Annotated in this window: 19 protein-coding genes, 1 tRNA gene and 3 pseudogenes; 18 read left to right on the top strand and 5 right to left on the bottom strand. The window is 54.8% G+C overall.

Annotated elements, in window-relative coordinates; genetic code table 11:
• The first annotated feature begins 6 nt into the window (after window positions 1-6).
• The 7 genes from hyfH (at window position 7) to ABRZ28_RS22275 (ending at window position 6,484) form a co-directional block, all read left to right on the top strand.
• Window positions 7-591 (top strand): hydrogenase 4 subunit H, encoded by a 585-nt coding sequence (hyfH, locus tag ABRZ28_RS22245; protein WP_330521588.1) that lies wholly within the window; start codon window positions 7-9, stop codon window positions 589-591.
• A complete protein-coding gene (locus ABRZ28_RS22250; protein WP_330521589.1) occupies window positions 588-1,370 on the top strand; it encodes an NADH-quinone oxidoreductase subunit B family protein in 783 nt (260 codons plus the stop codon). The genes hyfH and ABRZ28_RS22250 overlap by 4 nt, the downstream gene beginning before the upstream one ends.
• Complete coding sequence (locus ABRZ28_RS22255) at window positions 1,367-1,771, top strand: formate hydrogenlyase maturation HycH family protein (RefSeq protein WP_330521590.1); 405 nt, start codon at window positions 1,367-1,369, stop codon at window positions 1,769-1,771. Before ABRZ28_RS22250 ends, ABRZ28_RS22255 begins: the two co-directional genes overlap by 4 nt.
• Window positions 1,764-2,240 (top strand): hydrogenase maturation peptidase HycI, encoded by a 477-nt coding sequence (gene hycI, locus ABRZ28_RS22260; RefSeq protein WP_330521591.1) that lies wholly within the window; start codon window positions 1,764-1,766, stop codon window positions 2,238-2,240. The genes ABRZ28_RS22255 and hycI overlap by 8 nt, the downstream gene beginning before the upstream one ends.
• A 260-nt stretch (window positions 2,241-2,500) precedes the next feature.
• Window positions 2,501-3,043, top strand: coding sequence for a 4Fe-4S dicluster domain-containing protein (locus ABRZ28_RS22265; protein WP_319603902.1), 543 nt, complete (start codon window positions 2,501-2,503; stop codon window positions 3,041-3,043).
• Between the two features lie 39 nt (window positions 3,044-3,082).
• A complete protein-coding gene (gene fdhF, locus ABRZ28_RS22270) occupies window positions 3,083-5,233 on the top strand; it encodes a formate dehydrogenase subunit alpha (RefSeq protein ID WP_319603901.1) in 2,151 nt (716 codons plus the stop codon).
• Window positions 5,234-5,395: 162 nt separating this feature from the next.
• Window positions 5,396-6,484 (top strand): sugar kinase, encoded by a 1,089-nt coding sequence (locus ABRZ28_RS22275; RefSeq protein ID WP_330521592.1) that lies wholly within the window; start codon window positions 5,396-5,398, stop codon window positions 6,482-6,484.
• 30 nt (window positions 6,485-6,514) lie between these two features.
• Here the strand turns inward: ABRZ28_RS22275 and ABRZ28_RS22280 are convergent, their stop codons facing one another.
• The 4 genes and pseudogenes from ABRZ28_RS22280 to flhA form a co-directional block, all read right to left on the bottom strand.
• Window positions 6,515-7,765: a NupC/NupG family nucleoside CNT transporter gene (locus tag ABRZ28_RS22280; RefSeq protein ID WP_319603899.1), complete on the bottom strand. Its 1,251-nt coding sequence runs from the start codon at window positions 7,763-7,765 to the stop codon at window positions 6,515-6,517.
• A gap of 110 nt (window positions 7,766-7,875) precedes the next feature.
• Complete coding sequence (locus tag ABRZ28_RS22285) at window positions 7,876-8,811, bottom strand: pseudouridine-5'-phosphate glycosidase (RefSeq protein ID WP_319603898.1); 936 nt, start codon at window positions 8,809-8,811, stop codon at window positions 7,876-7,878.
• Window positions 8,799-9,739 (bottom strand): annotated as a pseudogene (locus ABRZ28_RS22290) (pseudouridine kinase). Before ABRZ28_RS22290 ends, ABRZ28_RS22285 begins: the two are co-directional and overlap by 13 nt.
• Before the next feature lie 345 nt (window positions 9,740-10,084).
• Window positions 10,085-12,256, bottom strand: a complete 2,172-nt coding sequence (gene flhA, locus ABRZ28_RS22295; protein WP_330521593.1) for a formate hydrogenlyase transcriptional activator FlhA — start codon at window positions 12,254-12,256, stop codon at window positions 10,085-10,087.
• Between the two features lie 812 nt (window positions 12,257-13,068).
• On the opposite strand from flhA, the gene ABRZ28_RS22300 reads away from it, so the two are divergent.
• Window positions 13,069-14,364, top strand: a complete 1,296-nt coding sequence (locus ABRZ28_RS22300) for a dicarboxylate/amino acid:cation symporter (protein ID WP_319603895.1) — start codon at window positions 13,069-13,071, stop codon at window positions 14,362-14,364.
• 57 nt (window positions 14,365-14,421) lie between these two features.
• On the opposite strand, the gene hypT is transcribed toward ABRZ28_RS22300, so the two are convergent.
• The gene (gene hypT / locus ABRZ28_RS22305; protein ID WP_330521594.1) at window positions 14,422-15,312 is read right to left on the bottom strand and encodes a hypochlorite stress DNA-binding transcriptional regulator HypT; all 891 of its coding nucleotides are present in this window, start codon (window positions 15,310-15,312) and stop codon (window positions 14,422-14,424) included.
• A gap of 149 nt (window positions 15,313-15,461) precedes the next feature.
• Between hypT and cuyB the strand changes: the two genes are divergently transcribed.
• The 10 genes and pseudogenes from cuyB to ABRZ28_RS22355 all read left to right on the top strand — a co-directional run.
• Window positions 15,462-16,178 (top strand): cysteate racemase, encoded by a 717-nt coding sequence (gene cuyB / locus ABRZ28_RS22310; protein WP_319603996.1) that lies wholly within the window; start codon window positions 15,462-15,464, stop codon window positions 16,176-16,178.
• A 97-nt stretch (window positions 16,179-16,275) separates the two neighbouring features.
• Entirely contained in the window at window positions 16,276-16,905 is a 630-nt protein-coding gene (locus tag ABRZ28_RS22315; protein ID WP_319603893.1) for a response regulator, read from the top strand.
• A gap of 3 nt (window positions 16,906-16,908) precedes the next feature.
• Window positions 16,909-18,483, top strand: a complete 1,575-nt coding sequence (locus ABRZ28_RS22320) for an MASE1 domain-containing sensor histidine kinase (protein WP_319603892.1) — start codon at window positions 16,909-16,911, stop codon at window positions 18,481-18,483.
• A gap of 90 nt (window positions 18,484-18,573) precedes the next feature.
• A complete protein-coding gene (gene uhpC / locus ABRZ28_RS22325) occupies window positions 18,574-19,881 on the top strand; it encodes an MFS transporter family glucose-6-phosphate receptor UhpC (RefSeq protein ID WP_330521595.1) in 1,308 nt (435 codons plus the stop codon).
• 37 nt (window positions 19,882-19,918) lie between these two features.
• The gene (locus ABRZ28_RS22330; RefSeq protein WP_319603890.1) at window positions 19,919-20,950 is read left to right on the top strand and encodes an ABC transporter substrate-binding protein; all 1,032 of its coding nucleotides are present in this window, start codon (window positions 19,919-19,921) and stop codon (window positions 20,948-20,950) included.
• A gap of 145 nt (window positions 20,951-21,095) precedes the next feature.
• Window positions 21,096-23,183, top strand: coding sequence for an ABC transporter permease (locus ABRZ28_RS22335; RefSeq protein ID WP_319603889.1), 2,088 nt, complete (start codon window positions 21,096-21,098; stop codon window positions 23,181-23,183).
• 5 nt (window positions 23,184-23,188) lie between these two features.
• Window positions 23,189-24,292 carry a ferric ABC transporter ATP-binding protein gene (fbpC, locus tag ABRZ28_RS22340; protein WP_330521596.1) on the top strand — a complete coding sequence of 368 codons (1,104 nt, stop codon included), beginning with the start codon at window positions 23,189-23,191 and terminating at the stop codon, window positions 24,290-24,292.
• A gap of 231 nt (window positions 24,293-24,523) precedes the next feature.
• A tRNA-Asn gene (locus tag ABRZ28_RS22345) sits at window positions 24,524-24,599 on the top strand.
• Window positions 24,600-24,761: 162 nt separating this feature from the next.
• Window positions 24,762-25,760: pseudogene (locus tag ABRZ28_RS22350) on the top strand (tyrosine-type recombinase/integrase); the annotation flags it as partial.
• 92 nt (window positions 25,761-25,852) lie between these two features.
• Window positions 25,853-26,722: pseudogene (locus tag ABRZ28_RS22355) on the top strand (IS3 family transposase); the annotation flags it as partial.

Below are 26,722 nucleotides of genomic sequence, written 5' to 3' on the forward strand. Positions count from 1 at the left end.
TGAATCATGCTGAAACTGTTTAAAACCATCCTCAAAGCGGGCAACAGTACGGTGAAATACCCGTTTAAACCGCTGGACGTTCCCACGGGATTTCGCGGCAAACCGCAATACGACGCCGAACAATGCATCGCCTGCGCCGCCTGCACCATGGCCTGCCCGGCCAATGCGCTGACGATGGAAACCGATGTCGTCAACGGTACCCGCACCTGGCAACTGTTTCTCGGGCGCTGCATCTTCTGCGGACGCTGCGAGGAAGTCTGTCCGACCCGCGCCATCGTGCTGTCGCAGGAGTTTGAAATGGCCGTCGCCAGTAAGGCCGATCTCTATCAGCGGGCCACCTTTAATCTGCTGAATTGCCATGTCTGCCACCGTCCTTTTGCGCCGCAAAAAGAGGTGGAATACGTCATGGCGCTGATGGCGCAGTCCGGTTTAACCGAACAGGATGTGGCGTCGCGGCGCGATCACCTGGCGACCTGTCCCGAATGTAAACGCAAACAGAATATGGACAACAAAGACAATGTGATGCTGAGCCGCTACGTTCAATCGACGGCCGGCGGCGCGCCAGCGACGATCAAAGGGAGCAAATCATGAGCACTCACGTCGATCACTACCGGACCACGCCGATCGTATTGGATGAACAGGCGCAAAAGCTGAAAAAAACGCTGCTGAAGGATATCCAGCGTTCGGCCTACGTTTACCGCGTCGACTGCGGCGGCTGCAACGGGTGTGAAATCGAGATTTTTGCCGCCATTACTCCGGTCTTTGACGCCGAACGTTTCGGCATCAAAGTGGTGGCCTCGCCCCGTCATGCCGACATTCTGCTGTTCACCGGCGCGGTGACCCGCGCCATGCGAACGCCCGCGCTGCGCGCCTATGAGTCCGCGCCCGATCCGAAAATCTGTATCTCTTACGGCGCCTGCGGCTGCGGCGGCGGCATCTTCCACGACCTGTATTGCGTCTGGGGCGGCAGCGATACCATCGTGCCGATCGACGTCTATATTCCCGGCTGTCCGCCGACGCCCGCCGCCACCCTCTATGGATTCGCCGTCGCGCTCGGCCTGCTGGAACAAAAGCTGCACGGCAGCGCACATCAGCAGGGAGAGGATGAAAAAGCGGCGTTGATTCATCCCGGCGTCCCGCTGGATCTGCGCGTGTTGCTGGAGCGGGAAGCCCGACGTATGGCGGGATACCGTCAGGGACGGGAAATCTGCGACGCCTTTCTGGCCCGGCTGGAAAATCAATCGCTGGACGGTTTCGAGCAACGCATCAACGACTGGCTGCAACCCCATAACGACCCACGGCTGAATGAAATCGTCGGGCGGTTGCAACAAATTTACCTGTCGCTGCTAAGGGGGGAGCGCTACCGATGAACAGTCAGGCGATTTTCTACGCGCTGAATCAAAAGTTCCTCGACAGCAAGGACAAAGTGCCGGAACAGGCGCAACAGGTGATGTATTACTCGTTGTCGATCGGCCACCACGTCGGGGTGATCGACTGTTTGAAACGCATACTGACCTGTCCGCTGACGGACTATCAACGCTGGATCGGTCAACTCCCCGACGGTGACGCGCGGCGTAAAATGGCCGGATTGATGAAATTCGGCGAAATCGTCATCGATAGCAGCCACATCAAACTGCTGGGACAGGCTTTCAGCCGGTTATCCGACGGTCAGGACGCCTACCCCGACTGGACCGACACTCTGCTCGCCTATCTACAGGCGATTGAACGGGAAACGGCGCTTTATTTAATGGTGAAACGGATTGATGACTGAACTTAACCCACGTGTCGACAATATGGTGCTCGCCGTCGGCAACAGTATGATGGGCGACGATGGCGCCGGGCCGCTGCTGGCCGAACGCATGCTGCAAAATCCGGTTGCCGGCTGGTCGGTGATTGACGGCGGCGCCATTCCCGAAAATGCGATCCATCAGCTCCGCGCGCGGCAACCCAGGCGGCTGCTGGTGGTGGACGCCACCGATATGGGGCTGGCGCCCGGTGAAATTCGCATCGTCGATCCGACGCGCATCGCCGAAGATCTGCTGATGAACACCCATAATCTGCCGCTGAATTTCCTGATCGATAGCCTGAAAGAGGATATTCCCGAGGTGATTTTTATCGGCATCCAGCCGGCGCTGGTGGCGTTCTATTTTCCGCTCAGTCAGGAAGTCGAACAGGCGGTGAACCAGATCTACCGGCGATTGGCCGGTTGGCGGGAGAACGGCGGTTTTCAGACGCTGTAGCGCGGGATGCCGGATTGCGCGTATCCATGAGGGTCGACGCCGATCGTCAAATCTGCCGAACCGGCATCCCCATCGTCGTCACCCTTGTTTTCGCCGCCATGAATTTCAATGGAAAAAAACGAAAAGTCGCCAATATTCAATAAATTAAAAAGACCACACGGTTGTTGGCACAAACCCTGCTTATCAGTAGCGATGTGTCACTCCAAGAGTAATGTCGACACCCTAATTTTTTCACCTGACCCCAGGTCGGAGACGATGTTATGAACCGTTTCGTTATTGCAGATTCAAGGAAATGTATTGGCTGTCGCACCTGTGAAATTGCCTGTGTACTGGCCCACGGCGACGGTAAAACGTCTTCATTATCCCCTGAGCATTTTTCACCGCGCCTCAAGGTGGTAAAAGGGCTGAATATCAGCACCACGGTGCAGTGCCGTCAGTGTGAGGACGCCCCCTGCGCCAACGTCTGTCCCAACGGCGCCATCATCCGCGCGGATGACCGTATCAAGGTGCAGCAGGAAAAATGTATCGGCTGTAAAACCTGCGTCGTGGCTTGTCCCTACGGCGCCATGTCCGTGATCAGCAAACCCGTTGCCCGCGTCAGCCATTACCAGACGTTGGGCCAGTGCATCAAGGCCGAAGCGCAGAAATGCGACCTCTGTGAAGGGCGCGCCGCAGGCCCGGCCTGTGTGGAGGTGTGTCCGACGAAAGCATTACGAATGATCGGCCGCGACGATATTCAGGCGATGATCCGACAAAAACAACGGCGTGCGGCGCTTGATGATGCCGCAGGAATGCAGTTCTGAACGGTGCCGCTCAAGGTACGCTGAAGGAGAATAATCATCATGCAGAAAGTTATCACCGTCTGTCCCTATTGCGGGTCAGGCTGCAAAATTAACCTGCTGGTTGAAAACGGCAAAGTGGTCGGCGCAGAAGGCGCCAACGGCCATACCAACGAAGGCGAACTGTGCCTGAAAGGCTATTACGGCTGGGATTTTCTTAACGACACCAAATTGCTGACGCCGCGCTTGAAACAGCCGCTGATCCGGCGTCATAAGGGCGAACCCTTTGAAGCGGTGTCCTGGGATGAAGCCATCACCTTTGCCAGTTCTCGATTGAAGGCCATCAAAGAGAAGTACGGCGCCGAATCCATTATGCATACCGGATCGTCTCGCGGCCCCGGCAATGAAACCAACTATGTGATGCAAAAATTCGCGCGCGCCGTCACCGGCAACAATAACGTAGACTGCTGCGCCCGCGTCTGCCACGGCCCTTCCGTCGCCGGCTTACAGGTCACGTTGGGTAACGGGGCCATGAGCAACTCCATCAATGAAATCGAGCATACCGAATGTATTCTGGTGTTCGGCTATAACGCCGCCGATTCGCACCCGATCGTCGCCCGCCGCATCCTGAAAGCCAAAGAGCGCGGCGCCAAAATTATCGTCTGCGACCCGCGTCACATCGAAACCGCGCGTATCGCCGACCTGTGGCTGCCGCTGAAAAACGGCTCCAATATGGCGCTGGTCAACGCCTTTGCCAACGTGCTGCTTAATGAAGGACTGTATAACCAGGACTATGTCGCCCGTTATACGGAAGGGTTTGAGGAATATAGCGAGATCGTCGCCAAATACACGCCGGAATACGTCGCGGACATCACCGGCCTGTCGCCGCAGTTGATCCGTGAAGCGATGCGCATGTACGCCGCCGCGCCATCGGCGACCATTCTGTGGGGCATGGGCGTAACCCAGTGGGGTCAGGGCGTTGACGTGGTGAAGGGCCTGTCGGGACTGGCATTGCTGACGGGCAATCTGGGACGACCCAACGTGGGCGTTGGTCCGGTGCGCGGTCAAAACAACGTACAGGGCGCCTGCGATATGGGCGCCCTGCCGAATGTCTTCCCCGGTTATCAAAAGGTCACGGACGAACAGGCCCGCGCCAAATTCGCCAAAGCCTGGGGCGTGCCGAGCCTGCCGGACAAAATCGGCTATTCGCTTACCGATGTGCCGCACAAGATCAAAGAAGGGAAAATCAGGGCAAACTATGTAATGGGCGAAGATCCGCTGCAAACCGAGCCGGACCTGTCCATGATGCGGGAAGCGTTTAGCGAGCTGGAGCTACTGATCGTACAGGATATCTTCATGACTAAAACCGCCTCGGTGGCCGACGTGATCCTGCCTGCGACCTCCTGGGGCGAACACGAAGGCGTCTATTCCGCCGCCGACCGCGGTTTCCAGCGCTTTTACAAAGCGGTCGAACCGAAAGGGGATGTCAAACCCGACTGGGAAATCATCAGCCTGATGGCGACCGCGCTCGGCTATCCGATGCACTATAACAACACCCAGGAAATCTGGGATGAACTGCGCCATTTATGCCCGCTGTACTACGGCGCGACCTATGAAAAAATGGCCGGACTGGGATACGTACCCTGGCCCTGCGCCACGGAAGACAGTCCCGGCACGCCGTGGCTGTACGCCGGCAACAAGTTTGACCGTCCCGGCGGCAAAGGGCTGTTGTTCGCTACCGAATGGCGGCCGCCGATGGAGCTGGTTGACGACGATTACCCGCTGGTGCTGTGTACCGTGCGCGAAGTCGGCCATTACTCCTGCCGCTCCATGACCGGCAACTGCACCGCGCTGCAAACGCTGGCGGACGAACCCGGCTACGTGCAGATCAATCCGGCGGACGCCGAACGTCTGGGACTGCGCGACCAACAGTTGACCTGGGTTTCCTCCCGGCGCGGCAAAGTGATTACCCGCGTCGCCGTCAGCGAACGGGTCAATAAAGGCGCGGTGTATATGACCTATCAATGGTGGATCGGCGCCTGCAACGAACTGACGCTGGATCACCTCGATCCCATCTCCAAAACGCCGGAATACAAATACTGCGCGGTCAAACTGGAGGCGATAGAGAACCAGCAATGGGCGGAAAATTATGTCCAGCAGGAATACAGCCAGTTGAAATCCCGCCTGCGGAAAACGGCGGAAGAGATCAGATAATCGTCGCAGCGGTCAGAGATGGCCGCTCGCATCTGAAGCGATAAATCGATTACATCGGCCGGCGAACCCGCTATCATGGGGCGTTTGCCCGTGGCGGGTTTAACCGGAGTCTTGACATGAAATACATTGGCGCGCAGCTGAACGAAGAAGCGACGGTGTGAAATGAACGAGAGAGAAAAGCAGATCCTCAAGATTTTGCGCCGCAACCCGCTTATTCAGCAAAATGAAATCGCCGATATCCTCGACATCAGCCGTTCGCGCGTTGCCGCCCATATCATGGATTTGATGCGCAAAGGGCTCATTAAGGGGAAAGGCTATATTCTTACCGAGCAGGAATATTGCGTGGTGCTCGGCGCCATCAATATGGATATTCGCGGCGTCGCCGACGTGCATTACCCGCAATCGGCATCCAATCCCGGCAGCATCCAGTGCTCGGCGGGCGGCGTCGGACGCAACATCGCGCACAACCTGGCGCTGCTGGGGCGCGACGTCCATTTGATTTCCGCCATCGGCAACGACTTCTATGGCGAGACGCTGCTCGAACAGACTCGTCAGGCAGGCGTCAACATGCAAAGCTGTACACGTCTGCACGGACACAACACCTCGATTTATCTGTCCATTGCAAACCGGCGGGATGAAACCGTGCTGGCGATCAACGACACGCACATCCTCGAAAAGCTCACACCGCAGTTGCTCAACAGCGCACGCGATTTGATCACCCACGCAGGCGTGATTCTGGCGGACTGCAACTTGTCGGCGGAATCCCTTGAGTGGGTCTTTACTCTGGCGGGCGATATTCCTGTCTTCGTTGATACGGTATCCGAATTCAAGGTCGAGAAGATTAAACCCTGGCTGGCGCGCATTCACACGCTTAAGCCGACGCAGCAAGAGCTGCAAATTCTCTGGGGCCGCGAGATAACCGGCGAAGACGAGCGCCGCGACGCCGTTCAGTGGCTGCATCGGCAAGGGACGCGGCGAGTGTTTGTCTACCTGGAGGACGATGCCGTGTTCTGTAGCGAAAAAGACGGCGAGCAATTCTTACTGACGCCGCCTGTTCATCCGGTGGCGGATAATTTTGGCGCGGATGATGCCTACATGGCGGGGCTGCTTTACAGCTTTCTTGACGGCAGCGACTTCGCCGCCAGCGCCCGCTTTGCGCTGGCCTGCGCCGCGTTATCGCGCGCCAGCATCAGCATGAATAACCCGATACTGTCCGCTGACAACGCGTTGCAACTCGTCGGGCAACTGTAACCCGCGCCGGGCATTCGGCGCGGGTATCGCTCAGGCAAGACCGATGAAGAATCCGGCGATGGTGGCGCTCATCAGGTTGGAAAGCGTGGCGGCGACCAACGCTCTCACGCCCAGTTGGGCGATTTCCGGCGCGCGCTGCGGGGAAACCGCAGAGAATGCGCCGACCACCACGCCGATCGAGCCGAAGTTGGCGAACCCGCACAGCGCGAAAGAAATAATGGCGATGGTTTTAACGTCCAGCGCGCCGGGGGTTTGCAGATACGGCGAGAAATTGAGATAGGCGACAAATTCGTTGATCGCCAGCTTTTGGCCGATCAGACTACCCGCCAGGGTCGCTTCGCTCCAGTCAACGCCCATAATCCAGGCGAGCGGCGCCAGCGCATAGCCGAACAACGCTTCCAGCGAGAGGTTGTCGACGCCGAACCAGCCGCCGATGCCGCCGATCATGCCATTAAGCAGCGCAATAATGGCCACGAACGCCATCACCACGGTTGCGACGCCGGCGGCGATTTTCAGCCCGGTCATCGCCCCGCTGGCGGCGGCTTCAATAATGCTTTTCGGCGGCGTTTCGCTGAAGGAAAGGTTCTCAAAGGTGACCTGCGATTCTTCCGTCGCCGGGCTCAGCAAGCGAGCAAACAGAATACCGCCCGGTATCGCCATTAACGATGCCGCCAGCAGGTAATCAATCGGCACGCCCATCCCGGCATAGCCGATCAGCATCGAGCCGGCAATCGACGCCATGCCGCTGCAAATCGCGGTGAACAGTTCGTTGCGGTTAAGCCGGTTTATAAACGGTTTGACGATGGCCGGGATTTCGTTCTGGCCGAGGAAAATCGTGGTGACCGCGACGAAAGATTCTATTCTGCTGATTTTTAGCGCCCGCTGGAAAATCCCGCCCAGAATACGAATCAACAACCCCATTACCCCAATGTAATAAAGCAGGCTGATTAACGCCGTCACGAAGATAATGGCGGGCAGGACGCGGAAGGCGAAAATAAACCCTGCGCCATCGAACAGCTGGTCCATTTTCGGCCCGACCAACGCGCCGAAGATAAATGCGCTGCCCGCGTCGCTGTATGACATAACCTTATGCACGCCGTGCGCGGCTTGCTCAACCAGCCATTTGCCCGGAGGAAAATAGAGCATGACGCCGCCGATGGCGATTTGCAGCGCAAAGGCCGCGCCTACCGTTCTTATACTGATGCGTTTTTTATTGACTGACAGCAAAAAAGCGATGGTCAGCAATACCCCCATACCCAGAAGACTTCTCATTAAGTCCATAATAATTTCCCTTATACATGGTCGAAAACCCGGCCGCGAGGCCAGGCGATCCGGTATGTCGATATTTCAAAACCTGTTACGGGCGAAGGCAGACTGTCCGCAGATTAACGTTAAGCGAGCTGTTGATACTCTTTGGCGATTTCACTGGCCAGTGCGGCGTTATTAAACACCAACTGGATGTTGGATTTCAGGCTATCGCCGCCGGTCAACTCCGCGACGCGGGCCAGCAGGAACGGCGTGCTCTCTTTGCCGATAATCCCCTGCTCATGCGCCTCCGCCAGCGCGCGGTCGATGGCGGCATTAATCTTTTCTTCCGCCATGGCGTACTGTTGTGGGATAGGATTCGCCACCACCAACCCGCCGTTAAGGCCGATCTGCCATTTCACCGCCATCGCCCGGGCGATTTCTTTAGGCGTATCAAGCTGAATGCCAACGTTGAAAGGACTGGTGCGGCAGAAAAAGGCCGGAAGCGACGAGGTTTGATAACCAATTAACGGCACGCCGAACGTTTCCAAATATTCGGTGGTCAACCCCAAATCAAGAATAGATTTTGCGCCCGCGCAAACGACGGCGACATTGGTTTTCGCCAGTTCCTGAAGGTCGGCCGAAATATCAAAGGTTTGCTCGGCGCCGCGATGCACACCGCCAATTCCGCCGGTGGCGAAAACTTTAATTCCCGCCATCGCGGCGATAATCATCGTCGAGGCCACGGTGGTGGCGCCGTTTACGCCGGCGGCGACCACAAACGGTAAATCGCGACGGCTTACTTTCGTGACGCCGTGTCCTTCACGGCCTAATAATTCAATTTCTTCTTTATTCAGCCCGACTTTCATTACCCCATGAATAATGGCGATGGTCGCGGGAACCGCGCCGTGTTTACGCACGGTTTCTTCGACTTCAAGGGCGGTTTGCGCATTTTCAGGAAAAGGCATGCCGTGAGAAATAATCGTCGATTCAAGCGCAACCACAGGTTTATTATTGGCTAAGGCCGCTTTAACTTCGGGCGATATTTGCAGTAACTGAGCAGAGATGTTTAATTCAGACATTTTCTTTCTCCATTAAATCCATCACTGTTGCGAAAGATAATTCAGGGTTATTGGTATATTCTGAAGACAGCGCCAGCGACGCGCATCCCTGGGCAAAGCGCACCGAATCGATAAATGAAAATTGCTCAACCGAACAGGCGGCGAGTCCAGCCATCATTGCATCGCCCGCGCCGGTCACATTCACCACCTGCGTTTGTATCGGCGGCGACCAGCCGCGTTCACCGTTGAGTTCGCTGTAATACACCCCGTCGCCGCCCATGCTGAGCACCAGGCGTCTCAGACCGCGCTGGTGAAACCAGTCCGCGGCGCCGACCACGTCATCCGGCCCGGAAAGCGTGATGCCGCTTAGCGTTTCCGCCTCAAGCCGGTTGGGTTTAAGGGTGTGAATCAGCGGTAGGCAGTCTTTGATTTTCACGCATTTCCAGGCCGAAACCGGATCGATAAATACCGGTTTATCCTGTGCATGCGTCAGCAGCCAGGCGAGCGCCGCCTCACTGATATTGCAATCCGCAACAATTACCGCGGCGCCGCGAATAAACGCCAGATGCTGAGCTAAAAACTCAGGCGTAATATGTTCTGTAATGCTCATGTCATTAATGGCGACAAGCATTTCCCCGGTGTTGTCGAGTAAAGATAAATAACTTGAAGTCCGCTGGTTCGCGACGATCGCGCATTTATCGACGTGAACGCCCGATTCGCGTGTTTTATTAAGTAGTAATTCGCCATAAGAATCATCGCCGACTACCGTAAGCAGCCAGGATTCAATACCCAGCAAGGCCAGATTCTGCGAAATATTGCGCCCGACGCCGCCGGGCGTATATTTAATTTTCCCTGGGTTGGAATCTGCATAATTCAGAGGAGCATGAGAATAGCCGGCAATATCCATATTGGCTGAACCAATAGTTACAATGTAGCCTTTTTCGCGCATGGAATGCCCTCTGATAAAATGATTTTCAGATTAATTAGCCCGTTAATAACAACGGCGATAACTATCGCGGTAAAAAAATATTAGAGCAGATGTTTATTTTTGAACACCTGTTTACTGTAGGGCTTTTGAGAGGAGAGTAAAGGCAACGCCGCGAGAGCTGGGACAAAAATAAGATCTTAATCACATATTTCCATTGTCCCTTGAGGGGAAAAGGTCAATTTATGTGATACGTGTCACATAAATACCTTTCACAACATATTGGCGATGAGTCTGAGAGGAAAAACGTCGAGGCAGGGTGACTGTGGACGCGCCGCGCAGATACGTACCCGGCGAAGAATGATCGGCCTACTCCATATCTTCGATGGCCTTGACGGAAATCCCCATCCGCTGCATGCGCGATAGCAGCGTGGTACGTTTCAGACCCAACCTGACGGCGGCGCCTTTCGGCCCGGCGACAATGCCGTTGGTCTCTTTCAGCACCTGAATAATCCGCTGGCGCTCAGATTGTTCTTCGTCATCCGCGGCAACCGGCGATGCCGCCGGCGCCGCTTTTTCCGCCGCCGGAGACGCCTTGAGCGCGTCCGGCGCGGGCTGGTGATATTGCAATTCGCCCAGTTGCAGATTTAGCGTGGCGCCTTTCGTCAGGATCACCGCCCTTTCGATCACATTCTCCAACTCACGCACATTCCCCGGCCAGGGCAACTTACTAAGCTGACGCAACATTTCGGAAGGAATGCTGTCGATGGTTCGATTCATGCGCCGCGCAATCTTACGGGTAAAAAATTTGGCCAGCAGCGGGATATCTTCCGGCCGTTCACGCAACGGCGGGATCACGATAGGAAAGACATTCAGCCGATAATAGAGATCGCTGCGGTATTCCCGATCGGCCACCATCTGTTTCAAATCGCGGTTGGTGGCGGCAATCAGACGCACATCGACTGAAATCACTTTACTGCCGCCCAATCGTTCGATTTCCCGCTCCTGCAACACCCGCAACAGTTTGGGTTGCAGCTCTAAAGGGATATCGCCCACTTCATCCAGAAACAGCGTGCTCTTATCCGCCATTTCAAAACGCCCTTGCCGCTGAGTCGTAGCGCCGGTAAACGCGCCTTTTTCATGCCCGAACAGATCGCTCTCCAATAACCCGGATGGGATAGCGGCGCAATTCATTTTCACCATGCGCTTCGCCTTACGCGAACTCAGACTATGAATGGCGCGCGCGATCAACTCTTTCCCGGTTCCGGTTTCCCCCAGAATAAGCACGGTACTGTCGCTGCCGGCCACCATTTCCACCTGCTCCAGCACCGAGCGGATCGCGGCGCTGCGGCCGATAATTTCCCCGAAGGCCGCGCCGCCCAGGCTTTGGGTATGCTCGGTCAATTGTTCCGTCAGGTAGAAATTTTCATGGATCAGACTGTCTTTCAGGCGGGTAATCTGCTCGTAGGCCAGCGCGTTATCCAGCGCAATGGCGATACGCGACGCGATCTGACGCAGCAACTTTATCTCCGCCTCGCTGACCGACAGTTCGACGCCATGGGCCAGCTCCAGCACGCCCAGCACATGGCTGCCGAAAGCCAACGGCAGCAGACAGGCATGCTGTAATCCGCTGTCAAACCCCTGCGCCAAATAGCGTGGCTGACCGGGCTTGATCATCCGGTCGCGATGATTGATGAGCATGAGCTCGTTGGTGCGTATGACGTCGGCCGCCAGCATCTCTTCAAGCGCCAGCTCCCCTTCCCCCAAGCGCGGCGTCTGGCCGGGGATATAGTGCGTCGCGTAATACTTCAGCGTTTTATCATCGTCATCGTTATCCCGAAAAGCCAGGGCCACGAAATCGATATTAAAAAAACGGTGGATCTCTTTTGAAACTTCCAGCGCCAGCGCCTTCAGTTCCAGCTTGGAAATCACGGTGTTGGTCACATCCACCAGAATGCGGAAATGGTCGCGTTCATGGCGCAGCCTCTCTTCTTCGCGCCGCGCCAGCTCACGCTCGCTGATATTTTCCAGCGCCAGCGTCACCACGCCGGACAATGCCTGAAAAAAAACGATTTCACTGTCATCAAACCGGCTGCCGTCCGTTTTAATGAACTCAAGGCCCCCTAACGCACGGTGCGGCGTCAATAACGGCAGTTGGCAATAATCGCTGAGCCCGGCGTAAGCCGGCTGATTCATCAGAGAGGGGAAATCATGCTGGAAATGAACTTTGTCGCAATGCAACAGCGTATGGGTGTTCCACACGACATTGCCCGGCCCTTCCAGTAGCGATAGCGTTTCTTCGCTACAGCCGGTTTCATTCGTGCCGCGGTCATGGCTGTAAAACGCGGCCTGATTATGCAGGGGATCGATCAATAGCAGATTAACCCGACCAAACCGCACCACTGAAAAAGAGAGGCTATCCAACACCTGCAACAGGGTATCAATGCTGCGCTGCTGCAACAGTGTCTGCGACACTTTCAGCAACGTATCCTGCCATAAAATCGACAAGCGTGATGGAAAATCTGTCAGCCGTATCGCCATAGCTACCGCAATAAAATCGCCATGAAAAGTGTGGTTAATAGTGTAGGAGTTAACAGACTAAAAACCTATATTGTCATGCCAATAGGTTGATCTGAATCGTACTAAACAAGCGTGAATCAACCTTCAGCCGCACTGAATAATAATAAGAACCATTTACCAATCTCGGCACGCCCGTCAAAGGCGGCGGTTGATTGATGCGCCGTTCAAATCAATCCTGCGGGCGTATTTTTACAATGTAACAAAAACAACACTTTTATTTATCAAAATAAAACAATTACTCTCCATTTTCGCCATTTCATTTGAATAAATAACGAACAAAAATAATTACTTTATTTGAATATAATATTTATAACTAGACAGATGCATAATCTCTTGGTAGAGCAGGAAAATTAAACCGCCGCAAAGAAAGTCGATAAAATACCCTGCAAATATAATTCTATTTATTACTAATATCGCCCACACCATAAGAAAATCTAATAGATGGGGCGTTTTATGTCTGCATGCGCAAAAAATGATTGTTCAATGCATTGTTTTTTATGTAATTTATTAACCTGACATTTAACGGACTGCGCAACGCCGCTATCCATCGAACGCCATAATCATGTTTTTTTTTGCGCCGAATTGTTATAGTTTGCAACCCGTCACACAGAAAAAACGGTAAACGACAAGAATCCATGTAATATCTGGCAGACAGACACAACATCCCCAATAACAGTCAGGGGGCTGGTTCAGTGCGTTCAAGGAATACGCGCCGTTTCCCACGCTGTAATAATACTGTGTTGTCTGAATCTATTCACCAACATGAGGTTTATATGCAAAGGCAGAAGTTACTTATACAGATAGTCGTGGCTATCATATTAGGGATATTAATAGGATGGCTATGTCATCAGTATCTTGATGGAGGTCGAGCCAAGGAAATTGCCTCTTATTTCAATATGGTGACCGATATTTTCCTGCGTTTGATCAAGATGATCATTGCTCCGCTGGTGTTCGCCACGCTGGTTTCCGGCCTGGCCAGTATGGGCAACTCGTCCGCCGTCGGACGTATCGGCCTGAAAGCCATGACCTGGTTTGTCACCGCCTCCGTTCTTTCCCTGTTTATCGGCATGGCGTTGGCTAATTTCTTCCAGCCCGGCGCCGATATGAACCTGGAAATCCCGGCCGCTTCCGCCCACGTCGCTACCGGGCTGAACACCGATGGCTTTACGCTCAAGAGCTTCATCAGCCATATTTTCCCGAAAAGCATCGTGGAAGCGATGGCGAACAATGAAATCCTGCAAATTCTGGTTTTCTCACTGTTCTTCGGCTCTGCGCTTGCCTTTGTGAAACACAAGAACAAAAACGCCAGCGTGATTTCATCCATGATTGAGGAACTGGCCAAGATCATGTTCCGCGTGACGGACTACGTGATGAGCCTGGCGCCTATCGCCGTCTTCGCCGCCATCGCCTCCGCCATCACCACCCAGGGACTGGGCCTGCTGTACGACTTCGGCAGGCTGATTGGCGAGTTCTATCTCGGTCTGGTGCTGCTGTGGGCCGTGTTGTTCCTGGTGGGCTACGCCTTCCTCGGCCGGTCGATCGTCACGCTGGGCAAACTGATCCGCGAACCGACCATGCTGGCCTTCGCCACCGCCAGCAGCGAATCGGCCTATCCGAAAACCATGGAAGCGCTGACCAAGTTCGGCGTACCGAAGAAAATCACCAGTTTTGTGCTGCCGCTGGGTTACTCGTTCAACCTTGACGGCTCAATGATGTATCAGTCTTTTGCCATCCTGTTTATCGCACAGGCGTACAACATTGATTTAAGCCTGACGCAGCAAGTCCTGATTCTGCTGACGCTGATGATCACCAGTAAAGGTATGGCGGGCGTGGCGCGCGCGTCTGTCGTGGTGGTCGCCGCGACGCTGCCGATGTTCAGCCTGCCGGAAGCCGGCATTCTGCTGATTATCGGTATCGACCAATTCCTGGATATGGGCCGTACCGCCACCAACGTTATCGGCAACAGTATCTCCACCGCCGTGGTCGCCAAGCTGGAAAACAGTATCGGCGCGCCGGAGGAAGAGGAAGATGAAGAAATCGAGTATGAAGAGGCGAGCGCGAATCGGTAATTAAGCATCGCCTTATCCGCAATCACGGCGGCCTTTATGGCCGCCGTTTTTTATCCACTAATGCCGTCCCAGCGTTTTCACATAGCGCCAGAATTTTTCCGATGCCATGTTCAGCTTGGTATCCAGCCGGTAGATATAAACCCCCATCGGCATCACCGCGTTTTTCATATCGACGATGGTCAGCGTTTTGTCTTGCAACTCGTCCTGAATCGAATAATCCGGCAGCCAGGCGATACCGAACCCCTGTTTGGTCATACGCTTAAGCAAATCGCTCATCGATGAAACAAAAGTAATGGCGAATTTATTGCTGTCGACGCCGGCGAGATAGCGGTTTACCTGACGTCCCATATAGCTGTTATCGGTATAATTCAACAGCGGCGCCGCAGGGGCATGGATATCGAATAGCGGGTTGCCTTCGCCGTCGCACGCGCAGACAGGATAAAGACGGGATTCCAGTATTTTGGCGTGCATAAAAGGTTCGGACATCAAATCTTCATTATAAAAAGAGATGATAAAATCACTACGCCCTTCCTTAAGGTTTAACACCGCCTCATCCACATCAATGGATTCGACATAAAATATCTTTTCCTGAGATTCCGGCACATTCTTTAATAACTCAGGCATGATAAAAATCGACAGCGAATGCGCGGCCGCGATAGTGATTTTATTTTTATAATGACTGCCGCCGTGCAATTTATTTAATTGATACTCTAAATCATCCAGGGTATTTCGAATATGCGCATGAAAAACCCGGCCCTGTTCGGTTAATTGCAACGGCGAAGAGGCGCGGTCAAAAATATCGAAGCCAATCGCCGTCTCCAGCGCGCGAATACGTCGGCTGAATGATGACTGAGAAATATTTCTTTTTTCCGCCGCGACCGTAAAGCTGCGATACTCCTCCAGCGCGATAAAATCATAAAGCCATTTTGTTTCTATATTATTCAGCATGATATTGCACCGCGTTTGCAAACCCAGGAAAAGCATGAGAAACCGACGAGCTATGCAAATCATACATAGCGAATGGGAATTTAGCAATTCACATTCCGGCGGGATGTGCAATTATGCTTTCAGTTTCAGAACGCTATGAGGCATACGGCATGAACAGTCTAATCGGTATTCTTGGCGGCATGGGGCCGGGCGCAACGGTTGACGCCATGCAGAAGTTGATAAAAAACACCCCCGCCTATCGCGACCAGGATCATATCCCGATGATTGCGGTTTCTATTCCGGATATTCCGGACAGAACACAATGTATTCTCGACCATAGCGCATCGCCGCTGGAAAAAATGATTCAGTATATGAAAATATTGGAGAATGCCGGCGCCGAGTGCATTATTATTCCCTGTAATACCGCGCACTACTGGTTCAATGAATTAAAAATGCATACCCGCGTTGAAATGATCAGTATTATCGATGCAACCTGCCAGGTTATTCAGCAGCAAAAAATCACCCGCGTGGGTTTACTGGCGACAACGGCCACCGTTAAGGCGCGGATCTATCAAAATAAACTGAGCGACAGTCATATTTGCTGCCACACGCCGACAGCGATTGAACAAAAACAGGTGATGGAAAGTATTTATGCCTATAAATCCGGCGATGCGCAAACCGCCCATCGCCTTCTCTCGCCGATAAAAGATCGCATGCGGCAAGACGGGGTGGAAAAAATCATTCTGGGTTGTACCGAACTGCCCCTTATTCTGGCAAACGACATACAGATATCGCCGGAAAACTATATCGACGCCACCGAAGCGTTGATCAAAAAAACCGTCGAATGGTACTTCACGCATACGCACAGGAACGAAGTCGCGGCCTGATCTGTTAACTCGCTTCCAATTTTATTTCCTGCGGTTGCGGGGATCGGCGTGACTGCGCATCATGCTGTTTCGTGACTTTTAAGTTGCAGGCAAAACGATGATTAATGTGGCGCTGATAGACGACCATATCGTTGTACGTTCCGGCTTTGCACAACTTCTGGCATTGGCGGACGATATTCAGGTCATTGGGGAGTATGCCTCGGCCGCGCAGGCATGGCCGCACCTTCTCAAACTGCCCATTGACGTTGCGGTGATTGATATCGCCATGCCGGATGAAAGCGGTCTGAGCCTGTTAACCCGACTGCGCCGGCAGCGTCCCGCCTTCCGCGCCATTATTCTAAGCATCTATGACACCAGCGCCTTTGTGCAAAGCGCGCTGGACGCCGGCGCCGTCGGCTATCTCACTAAACGGTGCGGCCCTGAAGAGCTGGTTCAGGCCGTTCGTGTCGTCAGCGGCGGCGGTCTGTATCTGTGCGCGGACGCGCTGCACAGCATTCGCCACCAGCAACAACCGCCGAAAGAGCTGCTGGCGTTAACGCCGCGCGAACGAGAGATCTTTGCCCTGCTGGTCAATGGATTAAGCGTGAAAAACATTGCGGAGCAGCTTGCGCTGAGCCATAAAACCGTACACGTCCACCGCGCCAATATCCTGGGCAAATTACAATGCGATTCCACGGTTGAACTGGTGCATTTTGCTTTACGGCATCAGTTATTGGCGGGGAAATAACCCATGCCCGGCCGTCGTTCCGCCGGTATGATGCTGTTCCTGCTTTTTTTCTATAGCTTAAGCTGGTTGGCGTTATGGACCATCAGTTTCTACCTGAGCAATAACGGCCAGCAGGCGATACTGTTATTGCCGCAGGGACTGCGGCTGGCGCTGATGATCCTGCTGCCGCGCAGATACTGGCCGACGCTGCTGCTGGCCGAAATGGCGATGCAGACCTGGTTGATCGGCGAACAGTTGCAAACCCAACGGCTAGCCTTGCTTTCTCCCTGGCTGAGCCTGCTACCGGCGATCTGCACGCAGAAAATCTGGCATCGCTATACGCTGTACTGGCAGCGGCTTCTGCTGTTGCTGGCGGCGCTGACACTGAACAGCATCCTGCACGGGCTGTTTATCGGTCTCTGGCTGCCCGCGCAGTTTACCCAAACGCTACTGGCGACCTTTACCGGCGGCGTATTGTTGATTCCCTTTACCTATCTGATTCATGAGTATATCAAGCAACAGCACCTGCAAATCCTGCTGGCGCAGGCGATCCCCGATCCGCCGCTGCGCACATCGTTACTGATCTGGTGTTCGCTGTTTTTTTCCATCGGCGTCTGTCTGCAAATCACCTTTACGCCGGAAATGGAGCGTCTGCTGCTCATTTTCGTTTTCTTTCCCAATGTGGTGATGGCCTATAAGTTCGGCTGGCAAGGCGGGGTGTTATCCGCGGTGCTGGGCAGTCTGATGATCACGGCGACCCGTCAGGTCAGCGGCGCATTTAACGACTTACGCGAACTGGAACTGTTTGTCTCCACCCAGGCGCTGTTAGGCATCGGACTGGGGATCGCCATCAGCCGTCAACAGCAACTGGCGCAGCGGTTACAGCGCTATCGTCAACAACTGGAACAGGAACTGAAAACCCGACGCCGGCTGATGGAACAAATCATTCATACCGAAGAGGAAGTACGTAAAGATATCGCCCGCGAACTGCATGACGACATCGGCCAGAACATTACCGCTATCCAGATTCAGGCCATGCTGGTTAAACATAGCGTCTCGGCGGGAACGGCCCAGCAGGCCGCCGGCCAAATCGGCGTGCTGTCCCAGCGTATTCATCATACTACCCGTCAGCTATTGCGTCGGTTACGTCCCCCGGTACTGGATGAAATGATGCTGGACAAAGCGCTGCGCCATCTGGCGGACGAGTTCGCCTTCAACAGCAGGGGAATTGACTTCAATCTGGATTATCAGTTGCCGCAACAGCCTTATGACGACGCGGTGATCTTTACGCTCTACCGGCTGTTACAGGAACTGCTCAATAACATCAATAAACATGCCTTTGCCAGCCGGATTGAGGTTTCCCTCTATCAAAAAGAGGACTTAATCACGCTGGAAGTCATCGATGACGGCATCGGTATCCCATCGGACAACGTCGGCGGTTTCGGTCTGCGCGGAATAGAGGAGCGAGTGCGGGCGCTGGGCGGGAACTGGCTGGTTCAGGCGCAGCGTCAACCCGCGCGCGCCGGCGAAGCGCCGCGACAGCACGGCACCCATATAATTGTTAACCTGCCCACAAAATCTAAACAAAAGGCCGTCTGACTAGGAATTGTTCCTAGACGGCTAAAACCTTATCTCATCTCTTTTGACCGGTTTCCCCCTACGCTTACGCCATAGCCGATCGAGGTATCCATGCACAGGACAACGCTATCTCCGACACAAATCAGCCTGCGTTACCGTTACTGGCGACCCCGGCTGCTGATTTCGATGATCGTCGGGTACGCCACCTTCTATCTGACACGGCGCAGCGTCAATTTCGCCATGCCGGTGATGCAATTGGAGCTAGGGCTGAGTAAAGACGACATCGGTCTGTTGGGGACGCTGTTTTATCTCTGTTACGGCGCATCGAAGTTTATCTCCGGCATGGTGTGCGATCGCAGTCAGGCGCGCTGGTTTATGGGCGTCGGACTGCTGATTACCGGGATATTGAACATTTTATTCATTTTCTGCCAGTCGCTCAGCGGGTTGCTGATTGTCTGGGCGTTGAACGGATTCTTTCAGGGATGGGGCTGGCCGCCCTGCGCCAGACTGCTGACCAGTTGGTATTCGCGCAACGAGCGCGGCCTCTGGTGGGGATGCTGGAACACCTCAATCAACATCGGCGGCGCGGCGGTACCCTTACTGGCGGGGTATCTGGCCGCGGAATGGGGATGGCAGGCGGCGCTGCTAACGCCGGGGATCGTCGGCATCCTGGTTGGCCTGTGGCTGTGCCGGCGGTTATGCGACAAACCGCAGCAGCAGGGGCTGCCGAGCGTGGGCCAATGGCGGCGGGATGCGCTGGAAATCCGCCAGGAACAGCAAAGTCCGCCGATGCCGATGCGGCAGATGCTGCGGGATACCATCCTGCGCAACCGGACTATCTGGCTACTGGGGATTTCCTACATTCTGGTGTATCTGATTCGCATCGCCCTGAATGACTGGGGAAATATCTGGCTGGCGGAGAGCCACGGCTTCAACCTGCTCAGCGCCAACGCCACGCTGTCGTTGTTCGAGTTGGGCGGATTGATCGGCGCGCTGTTTGCCGGCTGGGGATCGGATCTGCTGTTTCGCGGTCAGCGCGCGCCGATGATCCTGTTATTTTCGCTGGGGCTGTTCCTGACCATGACCGCCCTGTGGCTGACGCCGGTGCATCACGCCTCGCTGCTGGCGGTCTGTTTTTTCAGCATCGGTTTTTTCGTTTTCGGGCCGCAAATGCTGATCGGCCTGGCGGCCGCCGAGTACAGCCATAAAGATGCCGCCGGCACCGTCACCGGATTCCTGGCCCTGTTCGCCTATCTGGGCGCGGCGCTGGCCGGTTGGCCGCTGGCGCAGATACAGCAACACGCCGGCTGGTCCGGATTTTTCACCCTGCTGGCGCTGGCTTCAGCCTGCATCGGGCTATTGCTGATGCCGCTGCTGATGGCCGGCGTTAGCCAGCGGGAAACGCTGAAATCACTGTAATACAGGCAGTAACCCTACAAACCGAGAAGGAAAAATAATGAAACTCACTACCCTAACCTCTCTAATCGCCGCCGGGATTACGCTGGCCGCCGTCTCTGCCTCCGCCCAGGCCGCCGGACGGCTGGTGATTTACTGTAGCGCCACCAACGCCTTCTGCGAGGAGGAAGCCAAAGCATTTGGCGAAAAATATGACGTCAGAACCTCGTTTATCCGCAATGGTTCCGGCAGTACGCTGGCGAAGGTCGAAGCGGAGAAGCGCAACCCGCAGGCCGATGTCTGGTACGGCGGTACGCTGGATCCGCAGTCTCAGGCGGGCGAAATGGATCTGCTTGAACCTTACCAGTCCGCCAATCTTGAGCAGATCATGCCGCAGTTCCGCGATCCGGCCAAACGCAAGGGCAACTACTCCTCCGCCGTGTATGTGGGCATTCTGGGCTTCGGCGTCAACACCAATCGCCTGAAAGAGAAAAATCTGCCGGTGCCGCAATGCTGGAAGGACTTGACCGACCCGATCTACAAAGGCGAAATCCAGATAGCCGATCCGCAGAGCTCAGGCACCGCCTATACCGCGCTGGCGACCTTCTCACAGCTATGGGGAGAGGATCAGGCCTTTGATTACCTGAAAAAACTCAACGCCAACGTTTCGCAATACACCAAATCCGGCATCGCTCCGGCGCGCAACGCCGCCCGCGGCGAAACCGCCATCGGCATCGGCTTTCTACATGACTACTCGCTGGAAAAAGAGAAAGGCGCGCCGTTGACGCTGGTTTCCCCCTGTGAAGGCACCGGTTATGAAATCGGCGGCGTCAGCATTCTGAAAGGCGCCCGCAATCTGGACAACGCCAAGCTGTTCGTGGACTGGGCGCTGTCGAAAGAAGCGCAGGAACTCGCCTGGAAGAAAGGTCAGTCCTACCAGATCCTGACCAATACCACCGCCGAGACTTCTCCGCTGTCGCTGAAACTGCAAGATCTGAAACTGATTAATTACGACATGGACAAATACGGCGCGGCGGATGTGCGTAAGGAACTGATTTCTAAATGGGTTAACGAAGTCAAAATGGGTAAGTAGTCGTTTATCGGGTAAATAATCCGGCGGATGAGCCTGCAACGGCGGGATGGCGACATGCGGCTCATCCGCCGACCCGATGCCATTGAATACGTATAACAATCTCACGACTCACTTAATGAATGATGACAATACCAGGGAATCCATCATGTCACACACCTTAACGCTCGCGCCGCCGCGCAAACGCGATCCCATCTTTCTGTGGCTGTCGTTGATAGCCACCGCCTTTCTGCTGCTGCCCGCCTGGAGCCTGGACTACGGCCTGTTTGACGTCACGCGCGATGAGCTGCTGGCCGCTTACAGTTGGTCCAATCTGAATATCAGCCTGCTATGGTTTTTGCTGCCTATGGCGCTGTTATGTCGCCCGCCGGTCGCCGCCGGGCGGGAACGCCCCGGCAGACACCGCTTCGATGCCGCCTACGCGTTGTTCTGCGCCGTTTTCGTGCTGATCAGCGCCACGCTGGCAGGACGAGGCATGGGTTATGCCGCCATCCCGCTGTTCATCGCGCTTGGCGCCATTATCACCCTGTCGCTATCGCGGCTTGACTGGTTAGGCGGCGATCGGTTCGTGATCGGCTCGCTGGTTAGTATTATTGTGCTGATCGGCGCATTTATTCTTTACCCCAGCATCGCCATCTTCATTCCGATGTTCACCAACGACAGCGGTGAATTTGCCCCGCTGCTGTTTATGCAGATTCTGGGACAGGCCCATATTTTACAGGTGATCTGGAACTCGTTCATGCTGGCGGCCGCGGTAGGCGTCGGCTGTACGTTTTTCGGTATGGTGCTGGCGATTTACACTTCGCGCATCGCCCGGCGCTCCGCTATCATCGGCCGGGTATTCTCCATCCTGCCGATCGTCACGCCGCCGTTCGTGGTCGGGCTGGGCGTAACCCTGATGATGGGCCGTTCCGGCTATGTCACCGAACTGATGGTCGCCTGGTTCGGCTTGACCAATACCAACTGGCTCTATGGCTTCACCGGCATCTGGCTGGCGCAGGTGCTGGCCTTTACCCCGATGTCCTTCATGATCCTAGAAGGCGCGATTAAAACCATTCATCCGTCGCTGGAGGAGGCCTCTTACACGCTGCGCGCCAACCGCTGGCAAACGTTTCAGCGGGTATTCCTGCCGCTGCTGAAGCCGGCTCTGGCCAACTCGTTTCTGATCGTTATCGTGCAATCCCTGGCGGATTTCAGCAACCCGCTGGTGCTGGGCGGCAACTTTGATGTTCTCGCCACCCAGATCTATTTCTATATCGTCGGCGCCCAGTTGGATTATCAGGCGGCCAGCACGCTGGGGGTGATCCTGCTGTTGTTCTCGCTGTTGGTGTTCTGTATTCAATATTTATGGATTGGCAAACGCTCCTACGTCACCATCTCCGGCAAATCCTATCGGGGCGATGTGCAGCCGCTGCCGGTCTCGCTGGTGTGGATCGTCAGCATTCTGCTTTATATCTGGATTGCCTTTAATTTCCTGCTGTACGGCAGCATTTTCTACGGCAGCTTCACCGTGAACTGGGGCGTCGACTATACCCTGACGCTGAACAACTTTATCAAGCTGTTCGGGCAAGGTTTCAGCGACGGCGCCTGGCCGTCGATGCTCGACACCCTGTTGTTCGCCGGTATCGCCGCGCCGATTACCGCCATGCTGGGACTGCTTATCGCCTATATCGTGGTGCGCCAGCAGTTTCATGGCAAAAAAACCATCGAGTTCACGACCATGCTGTGTTTCGCCGTACCGGGAACCGTGGCCGGGGTATCCTATATTCTGGCCTTTAACGATGCGCCGATATACCTGACGGGAACCGCCGCCATCATCATTATTTCGATGGTAATGCGTAACGTGCCGGTAGGCATCCGCGCCGGCATCGCCGGTTTGGGCCAGTTGGATAAATCGCTGGATGAAGCCTCGCTCAGCCTGCGCGCCGGTTCCATGCGCACCATCTTTTACATCCTGCTGCCGCTGCTGCGCCCGGCGATCCTGTCGGCGCTGATTTACAGCTTTGTACGCGCCATTACCACCGTCAGCGCCATTGTCTTCCTGGTGACGCCGGATACCCGCGTGGCGACCGCCTACATTCTTAACCGGGTGGAGGACGGCGAATACGGTATGGCGATTGCCTACGGCTCAATTCTCATCATGGTCATGCTGGCCATTATTTTCCTGTTTGACTACCTGGTCGGCGAAGCGCGGGTTTCCCGCTCCAAAGCCCAGAACAGCGACCAAGCGGAGTAATTACCTTGAATACTGAAAAGCCAAAAACACCGGGAACCTCTTTTAATGCCGACCCACAGGGCGCCCGCGATAAGAACTTTGTTGAACTGAAGCACGTCACCAAGCGCTTCGGCCGCAATACCGTTATTGACGACCTCAATCTGGCCATTCCGCAAGGAAAAATGGTCACGCTGCTCGGCCCCTCCGGCTGCGGCAAAACCACCGTACTTCGCCTGGTCGCCGGGCTGGAAAAACCGACGGAAGGCCGCATCCTGATCGACGACGAAGATGTAACCGAACGTTCGATTCAGCAGCGCGACATCTGTATGGTGTTTCAGTCCTACGCCCTTTTTCCGCATATGTCGCTGGGGGAAAATATTGGCTACGGACTGAGAATGCTCGGACGCCCGAAGGCGGAAATTAATCGGCGGGTCAAAGAAGCGCTGGCGTTGGTTGATCTGGACGGGTTCGAAGATCGCTTTGTGGATCAGATCTCCGGCGGCCAGCAACAGCGCGTGGCGCTGGCCCGCGCGTTAATCCTCAAGCCCAAAGTTCTGCTGTTTGACGAGCCGTTAAGTAACCTGGATGCCAACTTGCGACGCAGCATGCGCGAGAAAATCCGTGAGCTGCAACAACAGTTCAATATCACCTCGCTGTATGTGACCCACGATCAAAGCGAAGCCTTTGCGGTTTCCGATATGGTTTTGGTGATGAACAAAGGTAAAATAATGCAACTCGGCGCGCCGCAGGAACTCTATCGCCAGCCGGCATCGCACTTTATGGCGAGTTTTATGGGCGATGCCAATATCTTCCCGGCGAAGCTTTCTCAGGACAGCGTAGACATTTACGGCTATAAACTGCCGCGTCCCGCAGGCTTTGCCGCGGGACTGACCGAATGCACAGTCGGCGTCCGGCCGGAAGCCATCACCCTTGGTCAGCAAGGAGAGGACAGCCAGCGCTGTACCATCACCCAAGTCGCGTACATGGGGCCGCAATACGAAGTGCTGGTCGAGTGGCACGGCCAGTCATTGTTGTTACAGGTCAACGCCACACAGCTCCAACCCAATCCCGGCGATTGCTACTATTTACAGATTCACCCTTACGGCATGTTCTTGCTGGCCGATCAATAATCCCAGGGGCGGCATCCGCTGCCCTTCACTTCCCTGGCCGGCATTAGGCCCGTCACGGCATGAAAAATTCCTGCGCCCCTTCGCCGACGACAGTAAAAATCCACGGTAAAACACCGATATAACTCAGAATTGCAGCAACTTGCACATTCTCTCGCCAAACAGACGGAATTTGTGGTTTCCGCCTTTGACATGCGCACGGCGCCTCGCTATGATGCGCCCCGTTCACACGATTCCTCTGTAGTTCAGTCGGTAGAACGGCGGACTGTTAATCCGTATGTCACTGGTTCGAGTCCAGTCAGGGGAGCCATTTACTTGTTTTCATGCATCCTTGCGAATCCCTATTTTTACATTGATTCAACAGGTTAGCGTGAAAATCCTTCCCGATGCGTTTCTGGTTTTCCCTCCGCATCGGGGAAAAATGGTGGTCAGATTTGGGGTCAGGTTGGTTCGATAATGGAGTGACCCCCAAATGTCTCTTAACGACTCAAAAATCCGCAAGTTAAAATCATCCGCTAATCCCGTCAAAGTTTCCGATTCACACGGTCTATACCTTTTGGTTAATCCAGGCGGTTCACGTCTCTGGTATCTCAAATATCGTATCAATGGCAAAGAGTCTCGCCTCAGTTTAGGCACTTATCCCGATGTATCGCTGACCGATGCCCGGCAACAGCGCGACGGCATCCGCAAACTGCTGGCTCTAAATATCAACCCGGCGCAGCAACGTGCCGCTGAAAAGGCGGCTCGTTCACCGGCAAAGAGTTTTAAGACGGTGGCGCTGAGCTGGCATCAAAGCAACAGAACCTGGTCGGAGAACCATGCTGCCCGCCTGCTTGCCAGTATGAACAATCACATCTTCCCGGCGATCGGTAATCTGCCGATAACGGAACTGAAAACCCGACACTTCACTGCCCTGCTGAAAGGTATTGAGGAAAAAGGTTTGCTGGAGGTCGCATCCCGCACGCGGCAGCATCTGTGCAATATTATGCGTTACGCGGTTCAGCAAGGATGGGTGGAAAATAATCCGGCTCTGAATCTGGTCGGCGTAACGGCTCCGCCGGTTAGACGCCACTATCCGGCTCTGCCGCTGGAGCGTCTGCCTGAGCTGCTGGAACTAATTGAAAGCTATCAGCAAGGCCGGGAACTGACCCGGCTGGGGGTACTACTCACCCTGCACCTGTTTATCCGTTCCAGCGAACTGCGCTTCGCTCGCTGGCGCGAGATAGATTTCAAAAATAGAATCTGGACCATTCCCGCCACCCGCGACGCAATTGCCGGCGTCCGCTATTCTGGACGCGGAGCGAAAATGCGCACGCCGCATATTGTCCCGCTATCCCGACAAACCATCGGCATTCTGAAGCAAATTCAAGCGATTTCCGGCCATTTGGAACTGGTGTTTCCCGGCGATCATAATCCGTATAAACCAATGTGTGAAAACACGGTCAACAAGGCGCTGCGTCTGATGGGTTATGTAGATTAGCCCCATAGATCACCAGACACTTCGCCTCTCTTAAAATAAGAGGTAGTCTTGGAACTATGTTTAACACCAGTCAGAATAATAAGATGGTTGAAGTGTTATCAGGACCTGAGCGGCGTCGGCGTCGTACACCGCAGGAAAAAATTGCCATTATTCAGCAGACTATGGAACCCGGTATGACCGTGTCTCATGTCGCGCGCCTGCATGGCATCAATGCAAACCAGATATTCAAATGGCGCAAGCAATATGAAGACGGTTCGCTGACGGCTGTTGCATCGGGCGAGGAAGTGGTGCCGGCCTCCGAGCTCGCTGCCGCCAATAAGCAAATCCGCGAGCTCCAGCGCCTTCTGGGCAAAAAGACGATGGAAGCCGAGATCCTTAAAGAGGCCGTGGAGTTCGGTCGGGCAAAAAAATGGATTGCGCATGCGCCCTTGTTGCCCGGGGACGACGACTAACCGACGTCTGCCGGAGTATTGGTGTGTCGCGTGCGCAACTGAGCATCAGGGTTCACCGGCCATCTGACTGGCAGGATCACAGACGGCAGCCCCGTTTTGACGATACCACCGTATTGTCCCGGATAAACATGGCGGTGGCTGACCTGCCGACGTATGGTTATCGCCGTGTGTGGGCGCTGCTGCGACGGGAGTCGGAGCGGGACGGCCTGCCTGTGGTTAATGCGAAGCGGGTGTATCGCATTATGAGAACACATAATCTGCTTCTTGAACGTAAACCCGCTGATCCTTGCCGTAAGCGGGCCCATAAGGGGCGCGTAGCAGTAGCGGAAAGTAACCGGCGCTGGTGCTCAGATGGCTTTGAGTTCCGCTGTGACAATGGCGAAAAGCTGCGGGTGACCTTCGCGCAGGACTGCTGCGACAGGGAGATCATTGACTGGGCAGCGAGCACCGGAGGCTATGACAAAGAAACGGTGCAGGATGTCATGTTGGGTGCGGTGGAAA

The sequence above is a fragment of the Brenneria sp. g21c3 genome (assembly GCF_040240345.1).
GTDB lineage: Bacteria > Pseudomonadota > Gammaproteobacteria > Enterobacterales > Enterobacteriaceae > Brenneria.